Here is a 12,951-nt window from a genome sequence, read left to right as displayed (position 1 = left end):
ACAAAGGAAAGGTGGTTAACATTTATGAAGAAACGTGTTTGAACTGCTACCCGTCAAGTGAACAATGAAATATATAAAATCATTTCTGTTGTCAGCGACCCTAATAAATGAGTTGCTGACATTTTTTTATGCGGCTAAATACATCTCATGTTTTTCACATGGAGTCAAGACACCAAGATTTCGTTGTACTCGTTTCGTGTTGTAATAATTTATATAACGTTTAATCATGTTAATTAAAGACTCTCTATCCATAAAACGTTTCATAATACCGTTCCCGCTTCAAAATCCCCCAAAAGCCTTCCATTGGGCCGTTATCAATGCATTTTCCTCCCGAGACATGCTCTGCGTCATCCCGGCTTTTACAAGCATCCCATGAAATGTTCGATTGGTATACGAAAATTCTCTGTCGCTGTGAAATAACGGGTAAACTGACGGATTGGCCGTTACGGCTGCATGAAAGGTATCGTATGCCAATTGGTTGTTGTTGTAATCACGTATGATGAAGGAAACGATCCGGCGGTCATAGAGATCTAGGATGGCGCTGAGATAAACCTTGTGTTTTTCAGGTCCTATATAATACTTGAATTCTGTCACGTCGGTCAGCCATTTTTCATTCGGCTTATCGGCATTAAAGTTACGGTTTAAAATATTTTCCGCTATATGCTGTGGCTTAGCAGCTTGCCGGGTACAACCATGATTGCTGTATTTAATCGTTGATTTTATAGCAAGTTGCCAACATATTCTCAACACGCGTTTGTCATTTATCTTTGTATTATAATCATGGGCTAAGTCATCCCGGATACGCCGGCAACCCTTATCCGGGGTTTCCCTATGTATCGTTTCAATGAACTGTGCGATACGTTTATTTTCCGTTTGATTTTGAGCCTTTCTTCTTCGGTTCGTGGTTCTTGTTGGCTTATACGTTTGCCTCGCCGGTCTTCCACACCAGATATCCCTAATTCAGCAAATTTATTTGTCCAGGCATAAACCTGCTGGTAGGTTACCTGGTATTTTTCCGCAATTTCGCCATAATCTCTGTCGGTTGCAAGGCACTCTTTAGCAATTATTACTCGCTCTTCCTGCGTGGTTTTGCGTGCTTTCGTCATGTTTCGATGTCCTCCTCGATGAGTAGACGAGTACATTCTTCATGACGATTATACATCTTAATCCAACGAAGGATTTGAGTCTTGGAACGAATTTTATATTTTTCACACAGCGTTAATAAACTCCCATTTCCAGAGAGATATTCTTTTACCACTTTCCCCTTAAGTTCAGGCGTATATTTCCGATTTTTACTCGTTGATAAGAAAACAACAGATCCTTCCGCTTTATATTTACATATCCAATCCTGAATCGATGCGACCATTAATCCAGTAATTCGACTGATCTCATGCTGGCTAATTTCTCCAGACATATATTGTTCCACCAGTTTAATCTTGTCTTCAGGAGTTGCTTTAGTTTTAACTGACATAGAAATCCCTCTATAGTTGACAATTTATTTTTTCATTGTCTCCTATAGGGGGAGCATATCAGTTTATGTGTAGCAGTCTCTTTATTTTGTCAAAAAATTTATTGATTCTTAAATTTTACCCATATATCCTCATGAAATGGAAATGTTCGTTCAAGGTTAATGGTTTTTATTATTGAAAGCTGGGGATCTGACGGATCCGAATATGAGTTTTCATCCCCTACAGGGGGTAATGGTTTTTATTAAGAATTGCAGGCACAAAATTAGAAATGAGTCAGATGTTTTCGTCCCCTACAGGGGTTAATGGTTTTTATTAAGAGCTAAAAGCTAACATCATCGAAATGTTAGCTAAGTTTTCGTCCCCTACAGGGGTTAATGGTTTTTATTGGCCGACGAATACCTCGGCGATGTTGAAGTTATCGACCTAGAAGTTTTCGTCCCCTACAGGGGTTAATGGTTTTTATTGACATAAATGCTAATTATAAGTATTTTTTGTTAAAAAGTTTTCGTCCCCTACAGGGGTTAATGGTTTTTATTAAAAAATAATATTGCCAGTGAAAATAATGACTTGTTTTCGTCCCCTACAGGGGTTAATGGTTTTTATTACGGAAATTGATGAAGAAGGATGTACAGAAAAAATTAGTTTTCGTCCCCTACAGAGGTTAATGGTTTTTATTAATCTGGTTGGCAAGCAGTAGGAGAAATACTGTCAGATAGTTTTCGTCCCCTACAGGGGTTAATGGTTTTTATTACAGCAGGATATATGGGAGCCGCAACAGCAGGAGATAGTTTTCGTCCCCTACAGGGGTTAATGGTTTTTATTTCGTGCCAATTTGCCGCAATTTCAAAAATATTTTTGTTTTCGTCCCCTACAGGGGTTAATGGTTTTTATTACGGCAACATTGTTTCTACCAACGCACTGTACGACGTTTTCGTCCCCTACAGGGGTTAATGGTTTTTATTTATACTGTATCTGCAATAATCGTTGATAAACAACTGAGTTTTCGTCCCCTACAGGGGTTAATGGTTTTTATTGTTAATAGGTGGAGCTGTATCCACTATTATAAAAGTTGTTTTCGTCCCCTACAGGGGTTAATGGTTTTTATTTAAAACAATTTAAAGGAGCGTTTTAAATGTTTAAAGTAGTTTTCGTCCCCTACAGGGGTTAATGGTTTTTATTAGAAAATGTAAATTTAAAAAGAGATGAATATTTTTAAGTTTTCGTCCCCTACAGGGGTTAATGGTTTTTATTGTGGAAAAACTGACGCTATACGTTGTGTCCTTGTTGTTTTCGTCCCCTACAGGGGTTAATGGTTTTTATTAAGAAATCCAAAAAAATGCAAGAAGGAGAGTAATAACGTTTTCGTCCCCTACAGGGGTTAATGGTTTTTATTTCTTCTGTTACGTTCCTTTCTTCCATTCGCAAGCGCATAGTTTTCGTCCCCTACAGGGGTTAATGGTTTTTATTGGATAACCGTGTTCAATAACACCTTTATATTTTTTAAGTTTTCGTCCCCTACAGGGGTTAATGGTTTTTATTATGATTTAGCAGGGTACATTAAGCATATTTGTCGATTGTTTTCGTCCCCTACAGGGGTTAATGGTTTTTATTGTTGTCAATAGCTTTACTTTTAATGATAACACGATTATAGTTTTCGTCCCCTACAGGGGTTAATGGTTTTTATTACTGTGCCCTGGGATGCCTGACAATACTGAATCAGTTTGTCTGTTTACGGCGCGGATCATTTTTTTTGCTTTCAATAAGCTTCTCTCCTAAAAAATCAACTTAAAAACATTGCTATCAGCAGTGCGGCGCGGATTAAAATATTATAACATCTTCAACATGATCATGCCCCTTGCCCCATGAGCGCACAGAAGTATGACTTGCAAGCAAATATACACGCAGCGAATCTTCTTTGATATCAATTATATGGCTTGCTGTATTCATTAATTTTTCATAGCTTTTTTTCGTCAAATAAGCTTCAAAAGCTGATTTTTGCACTCGGACTCCGAACCCCTCAAGACATTTGACCATTTTACTTCTGCGCTTATCGTTGACAATATCATAAATTGCCAGTATTATATAGCGTCTATCATCAATAGCAACAAATTCATTTTCATCTGCATTATTATCCATTTTATTTGCCTACCATAATTATTTATTATAGCATACTTTTATCGAATAAATATAGGTTTATAAATATTTACATTCTCATCCATTAATGCCTGTGAATAGGCCTGTACACTATAATTTAATGTATGCCGATAAGATTTTTTACTATCCTGATAGTTATTTATTGTACGCATTTTTCTCTCATAAGCTTTTAAAAATATATTTCTTCCTTCACGTGTTAAATAAATGCCATTATTATCATCACTAGGCGGCTGAAAATGATCCAGTGTTATTTCTTTATGCTTAATTAGATTTAATGCCAAAGAATCAACAATAACAGCCCGCCATTCTTCTAATAAATCAGAAGCAAGCGCCGGATGATGATTTTTAAGTGCATGTAGAAAACCAAAATAGGGATGAAGTCCCTGATTAACGATAGCTGTATATATTTCATACATTACAAGTGTATAGCCAAAGCTAATCATCGAATTAAAAGGATCAATCGGTGGTTGCTTACTTCTTTTTGTGAAAGCAAATTCTTCAGGAACAATTTCCCCCAGTGCTTCAAAATAAAGTCGGGCGATTATCCCTTCATAACCCATAAGTTGTTCTTTTGTTTTTGCTGAATTAATATTTTTTCTTGTCGCTAAAATATTTCTTATTATTCTACTAATATTTTCTAATTGCATTCGACGGTTATAGCGGCGCAGCACTATAATTTGATTATGGACCTTGGCAAATATAATTTTTTTACCTAATTCCAATGAAAATGGTAAATCTTGCAGCAACATTTGCTGTTTTTGTTTAAATACATTTACATGCTGAGTAGATTCTAATCTTCCAAAAAACTTGCCAATAGATGATATCCATGTGACAGGTATACCTCGTTTTAACAATTCGACTATTGCCTGTGAAGATACTTGTACATCTTCAATAAGTACTAATCCTTCCAGTATTTCTGCTGGTATTTCCATTATTGTTTCTAAATTTCTGCCAATGATAAATTTATTGCCCTTTTTCTGTATCCGAGCCCCATCTTCTGTAATATAGGCAAAGCTCATTATAACATCTCCTGATTTTACTTTTTATAATCTGAGATATTGCATTATTTTTTCATTCATGGCATCATAGCTATCCCAATCAACAGTTCCATGAAATATTATTTGATATAAAGATTTAAAATCCGTAATAATTTTTTCCCATGTTGTTTCCGCATCACGTTTAAAGGTTTCTTTTGAAATAGCACTTATTTCATGGGCAGCAATATTCCGTACACTTTCCTCAAATTTTCTGAGCCGGTTTATTTTTTCATAACCATCGAATTTTTTTTGCTGTACTGCTTCATATGCAATTATTGGTAAAAGATTTGCTGTATTAAGCGGTGTTTTATAATTTATTATATGAAATTCTTTTATCAATTCAGTTTTATATTTATCAGGCAATTTTACTTCATCATAATGTTTCACATGTTTTTTATCAATTCGTATATATTCATCTATGGGAACTTTCAATATTTTTTTCAAAAAAGAATAACTCAATCTGAATAGTAATGGTGAAAATCCCTGGGCAAATTCAAGTAAATATTCTCTTTCACCTAGTTTTTGTAAATGCAGTATGTACTCAAATATATCACGGCAATCGCTAGCCTGTACCGGATATACATCCTTATATTCCACATTTGTATTATTAAAACTTATCTGTGCTTTATTATGTTCTAAATGGAGACGGTAATCGGCTCCCTGCAGTATTGTTCCCAGCTGTCTACTGAAAAAGCCAGGTGCCTGCTGCAAAGCCATAAGTGCACCTTTGTAGTCATATACTTCTATATATTTTTCTATGATACTTTTGATTATTGCTTTTTTTATATTGTCGTGCTTAATCTCCTTACATCGGCAAACAACATCTGCATTATCTATTTCATTATCAAAATTATTTTCCCAGCTAAGCAGCTTATCATAATTATCATCTACAGGCTTACTATGATTAGATTTTTTTGCTGGAGTATCCACAGCTATAAGCTTTATCGGGAAATCTGCCTGTGCTGCAAAAATACGTATTGAAGTCATCATTTGGGCAGTTCCCGAGGTAACATTGACAATTATCTGGCAGTCAGGATTTTCTTTATATATTTTTTCTATGTCTTTTGGATAATATTTATCAAATTTATCCATAATTTGCGGATCAGTTATATCTTCATGATAAATTTTTCCTATCTGCATTGCCGGGTCAAGTTGCTGCAACGTCCATTCATATATGTTATCCTTGTAGTCACGTTTTGCCATTTCTGCAGTAAAAAACAAGTATACTTTCTTAGGCTTGTAATATCTTACTATATGCAGCATAGGTCCGTCAAAGTCATCTCTTATCGGATCAGTACTGCCAACCGGTGAAAAAAGCACACATTCTTTTATAATAATACAGCTCCTCTTCGTATATTATTTAATTTATCATTTCCACATACGCTATGTTATCAGCTTTATATACTTTTTTTTGCACTTTAACGGCACCCATTCCAAGGGCAGTCTTGATGCCTATACCACAAAACTGTCCATAAGCCATAAGCATATTTATCCAGCGTGCAGTCATATCCGGCCCTGTTAGCATGATTTCTATATTACCGCCAAAGCCAGTTATTTTTACTTTTTCCAAGGCAAATCTCATTGATGACAAATGATAGTTTTTTATAAAAGTACTACTGCATATATCAGTAAGTGCCTGTTCATCATCAAACACTACACTGTCAGATAAAGCATTCCATCTTTTGCAGATGCTTGACAATATAAGCCTGATGTCAGGAAATATCTGATACTTGCCATATACTTTAAAAGAAGTAGGTGTCGCAAATTGTACGTTAAGATTGCGGCTCGGTTCAGCCTCTGTAAAAAAGTACTTACTGAATTTCTGATAAGAATACTGCGATGATACATAAAAAAGCTGTAAATGATATTTTTTATCACGCTGCTTTAAATAAATATCCCGTCCGTCCCAATCTTTAATTAAGCCGTCAATATAACCTATAATGTCATCGCTTAAAGCATTTATCTGCCATATTCCTATATTGTTTTCCATTTGTATGTGCTGGCTGTATGGTCTGGCATCAGTGCTATGCAAATGTTGCACTGTTGTCGGTGGCAGTGATTCCATCAAAAATCCGTGCATTATTGAACCCATATTAAAATGTATCCGTTCATTATTATCCAGTGGTGTAATATAAAATGCATATTGCTTTATCATATAAATCTGCTTTCTAATTTATTATTATCTGTCCCAACCCCATATGATACATTTTATTCACATCACCAGCAACTTTCAGCGTACGCGGTGACAATTTTGTATCAAGTATTTTATGATTATGTGCCGGAACACGTCCATGTGCTTTTCTGTCATAGGTGGTAAAAGAACTATCAAGATAATTCTTTACGACATTAACTGCTTCTTGTCGTGGTAAAAGTGCATAGATAATTGTTTTTGTCAAAAATCCCGTTCCTCCGCCAATAATAATGTTGGCCATGTTTTCCTTGCCATTCCAATATTCACCATACTGATCAAATACACTTTTTTCCATGCTGATTATTTCAGCTGCATATGAGTTTGTTATCTTAAAAACATCTTCTATTGAATCAATTCCTGTACCTTGTAAAAATTGTTTCTCCAATGTAACAGCAAATTCAAAGCTGCTGCCGCTTGGTGCACATTCCCTATATAATGGCAATCTCCTTACTGATTCACCCTGTTTATTTTTATGCAGGCTTATATCATATTTCCTGTATATCTGTGTTTTGGTACCCTTATCACATAATTCAGCATCACCTATTCGCAGTCCACGCATAATATCAGCTCTGGCATCAGTCACCACACCCTTATTGTCAACAAATCCAGTATATTTATTAAAAACGGCTTTCTCTATTGTTTTCGCCAATTTCCCATATGTTTTTTTATCATGTGGATTTATATTTTTCAATTCACGCTGCCAAGAATTATATTGTGGTGCTTTTTTAATCATTTCATATAATAGTGCTGTACGGACAGCCCCTTTTATACTGCTGCCGGGAATATATATACTGCCATCGGCATGCCGCATGAAAGGCATCATGTCGCTCAGATCATTCTTTTCACTGTTTATATATGTTTTTGCGAGGGCACATTTTGCTGCAGCGGACATTTTTATATCATTATCTCTGCACCATTGATATAATGACTTGAGATTTTTACTGCCTGCATTATTTATAATGAATTTCTTATATTCCTGCAAAAAATCTTTTGTTTTGCGTCCCATAGCTTGTGCTAATGCCTCAAACCCTTTAACGCGTATCGCATTCATTTCCTGTTTTGGCTTTTCTGGTTCATAGTTGTATAAAAATTCCAGCCATTTATTTTGCTGCAATAAATAAACTACCCCATTATTTTTATCAAAAATATATTCATTTTTATTGAGTTTATTACCACTGCCTATATGTATCGGTGTCAGACAATCCAATCGCAGTCTTTTTGTTTCCAGAAAATTTTTCATAAATCTAACCTCACATATAATCCCTTACCATATCTATATACAGGATGACTGCCACCATTTCCGGCATCAATTATACTGCCTTTAAGCGGTTTTTTAAAACAGCTGCCATGCATAATAGCAAAGTAACGGTTACGTTTAAACGGTGTGGCTTTATACCCGCCATCTGTGACAAAACCGCTGCGCGGTACTAAACGATAAAAACTTTCAAGAAGTGCGGCAATTTCATCTTTATCAGGAATAAGATCGGATATGTTCATATATATGCTGCCCTTACCAGTTGTCAGCAATTGATACAAAGTGCTTGTATCTTCACCAACATCCTGGGCTGCTAAATCTATAACTTCATAAGTAAATTTGCCATAACCGCTGCTACGTTTGCCGCCGATTCCACTATATGACAACAATTTGACAAGTTCATTTATAACTTTACTCTGACTTTCATCATTATAGCCAATAATAAAATACAGTCCGCATTTTTCGGCAAATACCACCTGTTCTACAAAGTATGGCAAATTTTCTTCACCACGGCAATTTACCCGTTCTAATAATTGTTTTTCATATATATCATCTATACTTTCAATTTTGTTATTGTCAGTAATGTACGATTTGCCTTCTTTTATGCAGTCAATGTAATTTTCAAAGTCATATACTGGTATATACTGTAGTTTTTTTAGTTTTTTAGCTCCTGACATACGGCTTTTTATAGTGTTCAGGGACTCTTCTTCTTCTCTCTTGTGTTCTAAAGCCCATAATGGCTTCGGCAGGAACAGCGTATCATCTTTATATGGCAGCAAATCACTTACTAATAGTGCGCCTGTCTGCACCATATCTTTAAAAATTTGTAATTTATCTGTCCCATAAAATGCTGCACATTCATTGGCAAGTGCTGAAAACAGTGTATCTGCCTGACAGGCAATATCACTTTTGTTAAGCCCGGCTCCTGCTGCTGATGGGCCAAATCGGCAAGGTGCTGTAAAGGATAATTTATATATGCTATAGTTCATGTCATTTGCCACCTTTTAAAATACCTGCTATCTGCTCCTTATCAATATTTATATCATCTCTTTTTATCGGTACTGCAACATTTATGTTAATTAATTCCACTCGGCCATAGCCGCGCGAACCATGTCCACCAATATAATCGTCCTTAAGCAAAATAAATGCATTGTGTAATGCCAACATATCGTCTTGATATTCATCTATTCTTTCTAGATTATAAATAAGTTTAAAAGCAAACTCAGCTCCGGCTGGAACCCGTTCTATTTGGCGTGGATTAGCCTGCGATGTCGTACGGGTTATCGTATTTTCAAATTTAACCTCGGTAAGATACAGATCAGTATCAAGCTTTTCAATACTTTTTTTGCTTTTTTCCTGCAAAAAAATATCAAAAAACTGTAGTCGTGCTGGTTGTATCGGATCACTGGAACCAAATAAACGTTTTACTATATAATTATCATTATCAGGTTTACCAAGTACACCAGTATCTTTGTCATCATACAGTTTTGCCAGCAAGGTACGCATTTTACCTTTTAATGAACTGCCTGGAATAATCGGACATTTTGAAAGCGGGTCTCTTATAACTGGACTATCTACCGCGCCAATTGCCGAAGTGTTGCCACCACCGCCAATATGCAGTCCTGTCAATATCTTAAGACCACCAGTAATACTTATCTTAGCCTGTAACGTTCTTACATTATCTGCCATTAGTCTTTACCTCCATGATATTTATGCAATGCCACAACCGCTTCCATCAAATCAGCAAATTTTCTGTACTCTGCAATACCTTTTTTGGCCTGTGTGATTCTTGAAGCCATATCCCCTTTTTCATAAAATTTTCTCAGTGCACCTCTATCATTATTACGTCCCACCTGATACATAAGTTTTACATCAAGAAATTCTATGGAATTTTGCAGTTCCTGCGGCAATTCATTAGATTCGCCTTTTGTCTGTATACGTTTTGACCGCAAAATTTCTACACGGTTACTAATTTTCACAACATCGTTTAAAAATTTACGTAATTGTGATGTAGTTAAATCATCTCTGCCACCTTTTAAATCTATTGCTTCTGCATATAATTTTTTAGCTTCATCTAATATACTTTGTGCCATTTTATCCACCTCCATCATTTTTTATTATTCATCTATCATATCTTTTACATCATTTTTATCACGGATACCATATATCACCAGAAATATCGCTGTTAACAACTGTCTGCTGTCTTGTAAATCATCTTTTACCAACCAGTCATATAGTTTTCCTCTTACTTCCTGATAATCTGCATATGCTGATTCATTTTTTTTGTCAGGTTCCAGCCTTGCCAGCCAATAAATAAATCGTACTATATTCATACGTTTAGGCGTATTCTGATCTTGATCGCTGATATTAATTTTTCTGCGTATAAATTCTACCAGTCTGTAAAGCTGCCCTTTACCAATTGCTAAATGTCCTTTTCCTATAGGCGTTTCATCCGCATTCGTCTGTTCTGTATTAAATAAGAAATATTTAATTAAAAACTGTAATTTTTCACCGGCAACTTCATTTATAAATGTTTGCCATTCATAGCAATGAACTACCTGTTTATTTTTATTATCTTCCCCATTTGTTTGCATTTTTTCCTGCATGTCCAGCAATGCAATACGGTTACGGCCGCTATCTTTAGCTATGGATTCCATCTGGCCGGCAATGTTCGCCATCTGACTGATCGGATACTTGTGTTCAAGCATCGCCATCCCTGCTGATAATGTTATCTTTCCATTAGTAAAGCGCTGTAATGACTGGTATAAATCTACAGCAAATTCCAATACTTCATCCCATGCGCCAACTACAAAAACGTCATCTCCGCCTGAATAAACAATAACTAATTTTCTTGCCTGCTTTTTATTATTCCACAAAGAAAAAATTGGTTTTTCCTGTTCATTTTCACCCTCTATACGTCCGGCACATATAGAATTTATATACTTTTTAAAAAACATTGACATCTGCCTAGATAATGATGCCATACGCGATAGTGTCAAGTAATGCGCTCCATTTTCATCACTAAATGCTGTAGCAAACGTTTGTCCAAGTCTGTCTACATCAGCACGAAGTACACCCAGGCGTTTAATACCACGGCTTTGCCCTGCCAGGTATTCAAAATCGGCTGTTTTTTCGTCTTTGGAGTTTTCCTGCTGCAATATATGAGTAATATAATCTCCTACCCACAAATTGGTAGATAATAATTTACCTGTTTCAGCCGCATTTTTTGTATACAAACGCTTAATATTACTGCCATTGTAAAATTTCAGCAGACCGTCCTTATCCATCGATAATAAGCTGTACTCATGTCCATCCAATGAAGGCAGTGGCAGCCCCTCTGCACTTTCTATTACAGCAAAAATATTTTTATCAGATATAATTTTTTTGCCAAAATCATATAATTTATTACACAGATTACAGGCTTGCGTATTTCCATCATGTTTACCATGAAACTCATCTAATTTATCTACTGATGAAGTATGGCATACACCACATTCCCTGCTGCCGTCACGTGTTCTATTTATATTGCTTGCCGGATCAAACATTGCTGATAATTGTTCTTGATTATAGCGACACAATTTTTGCTGGCTGAGCTTATTGCTCAATATCCGGAATATCTCACCGATCTGTTCATAATCACCATCCGCATTTCTATTACTTTCTGGCACCATGAAATTTACCGCGCTGCATTCCTGATATCCCATTTCCAAATATAAAGACGTTCCTGTTTTTCGCAAAAACCACTCATTACATTTGTTTTTGAATTGTTTCAACTTGTCTTTCACGTTTTGTGTATTTGGTGCCAATAAATAAAAATGCCCACCACCAGTATAAATTAGATTACAACGGTTAAGTTCCAATGTTCCCAATACTTCATCGACAATATATTCAAGGATCATATCCAGATAAAACGAACGTCCCCGCAGTGATTTCAATGCACCAGCACTCGATATAGTATAGATAAAATCCTGTATCCCGGACATATCTCCAGATACCAGTAAAAACATATTTTTTTGCCGATATATCTTATTTTGTTTACTAAAACAAGCTTTTTTATAGTCAATTATATTATTATCGACAAAATAAAGATACATCGCATTAGCAATGGCTGCTGTTAACTTTACATGGTCATATAAAGATACATCACAGGCTTGTGAAACTTTTGTACTGGATGGCATGTAAGAACAAATATCTTCCATTATTTTAAGTAATTGTGCCGGTTCTACAGAAATAAATCCATCCTTACTATTTTCCTTAGCCAATTTTTTGAAGTTATTTTCCATATAAGAAAGTAACTTCTCATACTTATCCCTGGCAGCTTTTATATTTTGCTGCCATATCGGTATTCCATAATTAATTTTTTCAGTTTGATCTAAACCACGTAATCTATGGTAACATTTTTCACTATCGGAACATTTACCATTCAATTGATTAAAAATACTTTCCAATGGACTATATTTATCAAATCCATATTCACCGTCAGTTTCTTCCCGTCTATCCGCACCAGCAGCAATATTATCTGCCTCATATATTATATAAGCTATGTGATTCTCAGCTATACGTGCCTTAACTAATGTTTTTTCATGATGATAAGCGACTGCCTGTAAAATATCTTTATCTGTACAGTATTTTTCCAGCAAATTTTTACCTAACACAGAATGATTTATATGGGTATTGTCAGCCCTATAAACAATTTTACCAATATCATGAAGAAGTGCTGCTAGTGAAATTTTATTCACCATTTTCTCTTGCATTATCAATAATCTTCCCTCTCTCTCTTTTTCTATACCCCTTCTATAAAACCATTATACCTAAATATCCGAACTTGTACTGATTTATGAGAAA

Annotated in this window: 13 protein-coding genes and 1 CRISPR repeat array; all 13 genes read right to left on the bottom strand. The window is 35.5% G+C overall.

Annotation, left to right across the window (positions count from 1 at the left end):
• Positions 1-126: 126 nt before the first annotated feature.
• The 13 genes from I6751_RS14090 to cas10 all read right to left on the bottom strand — a co-directional run bounded on the left by I6751_RS14090 (position 127) and on the right by cas10 (position 12,860).
• Positions 127-252 carry an IS3 family transposase gene (locus I6751_RS14090; RefSeq protein ID WP_414153191.1) on the bottom strand — a complete coding sequence of 42 codons (126 nt, stop codon included), beginning with the start codon at positions 250-252 and terminating at the stop codon, positions 127-129.
• 27 nt (positions 253-279) lie between these two features.
• Complete coding sequence (locus tag I6751_RS05940; RefSeq protein ID WP_414153190.1) at positions 280-837, bottom strand: transposase; 558 nt, start codon at positions 835-837, stop codon at positions 280-282.
• Positions 786-1,106 (bottom strand): helix-turn-helix domain-containing protein, encoded by a 321-nt coding sequence (locus tag I6751_RS05935; RefSeq protein ID WP_196592182.1) that lies wholly within the window; start codon positions 1,104-1,106, stop codon positions 786-788. Before I6751_RS05935 ends, I6751_RS05940 begins: the two co-directional genes overlap by 52 nt.
• Complete coding sequence (locus I6751_RS05930; RefSeq protein ID WP_196592181.1) at positions 1,103-1,471, bottom strand: transposase; 369 nt, start codon at positions 1,469-1,471, stop codon at positions 1,103-1,105. Before I6751_RS05930 ends, I6751_RS05935 begins: the two co-directional genes overlap by 4 nt.
• Positions 1,472-1,677: 206 nt before the next feature.
• Positions 1,678-3,154: a CRISPR direct-repeat array (repeat unit 35 nt; unit sequence GTTTTCGTCCCCTACAGGGGTTAATGGTTTTTATT).
• Positions 3,155-3,287: 133 nt separating this feature from the next.
• The gene (gene cas2, locus I6751_RS05925; protein WP_196592179.1) at positions 3,288-3,605 is read right to left on the bottom strand and encodes a CRISPR-associated endonuclease Cas2; all 318 of its coding nucleotides are present in this window, start codon (positions 3,603-3,605) and stop codon (positions 3,288-3,290) included.
• Between the two features lie 38 nt (positions 3,606-3,643).
• Positions 3,644-4,642, bottom strand: a complete 999-nt coding sequence (gene cas1, locus I6751_RS05920) for a CRISPR-associated endonuclease Cas1 (protein WP_196592177.1) — start codon at positions 4,640-4,642, stop codon at positions 3,644-3,646.
• 24 nt (positions 4,643-4,666) lie between these two features.
• Entirely contained in the window at positions 4,667-5,980 is a 1,314-nt protein-coding gene (gene csm6 / locus I6751_RS05915; protein ID WP_196592176.1) for a type III-A CRISPR-associated CARF protein Csm6, read from the bottom strand.
• A gap of 40 nt (positions 5,981-6,020) precedes the next feature.
• Positions 6,021-6,815 carry a CRISPR system precrRNA processing endoribonuclease RAMP protein Cas6 gene (gene cas6, locus I6751_RS05910; protein WP_196592175.1) on the bottom strand — a complete coding sequence of 265 codons (795 nt, stop codon included), beginning with the start codon at positions 6,813-6,815 and terminating at the stop codon, positions 6,021-6,023.
• Positions 6,816-6,828: 13 nt separating this feature from the next.
• Positions 6,829-8,091: a type III-A CRISPR-associated RAMP protein Csm5 gene (gene csm5, locus I6751_RS05905; protein ID WP_196592174.1), complete on the bottom strand. Its 1,263-nt coding sequence runs from the start codon at positions 8,089-8,091 to the stop codon at positions 6,829-6,831.
• Positions 8,088-9,095 (bottom strand): type III-A CRISPR-associated RAMP protein Csm4, encoded by a 1,008-nt coding sequence (gene csm4 / locus I6751_RS05900; protein ID WP_196592173.1) that lies wholly within the window; start codon positions 9,093-9,095, stop codon positions 8,088-8,090. Before csm4 ends, csm5 begins: the two co-directional genes overlap by 4 nt.
• Before the next feature lies 1 nt (position 9,096).
• Positions 9,097-9,795 (bottom strand): type III-A CRISPR-associated RAMP protein Csm3, encoded by a 699-nt coding sequence (gene csm3 / locus I6751_RS05895; protein ID WP_196592172.1) that lies wholly within the window; start codon positions 9,793-9,795, stop codon positions 9,097-9,099.
• Entirely contained in the window at positions 9,795-10,199 is a 405-nt protein-coding gene (gene csm2 / locus I6751_RS05890; protein ID WP_196592171.1) for a type III-A CRISPR-associated protein Csm2, read from the bottom strand. Before csm2 ends, csm3 begins: the two co-directional genes overlap by 1 nt.
• 24 nt (positions 10,200-10,223) lie before the next feature.
• The gene (gene cas10 / locus I6751_RS05885; RefSeq protein ID WP_196599019.1) at positions 10,224-12,860 is read right to left on the bottom strand and encodes a type III-A CRISPR-associated protein Cas10/Csm1; all 2,637 of its coding nucleotides are present in this window, start codon (positions 12,858-12,860) and stop codon (positions 10,224-10,226) included.
• Positions 12,861-12,951 lie beyond the last annotated feature (91 nt).

It is taken from the genome of Pectinatus frisingensis, from assembly GCF_015732285.1.
Classification (GTDB): Bacteria; Bacillota; Negativicutes; order Selenomonadales; family Selenomonadaceae; genus Pectinatus; species Pectinatus frisingensis.
The sequence above is the reverse complement of the archived record's forward strand: the minus strand, read 5'-3'. Positions and strand labels throughout refer to the sequence as shown.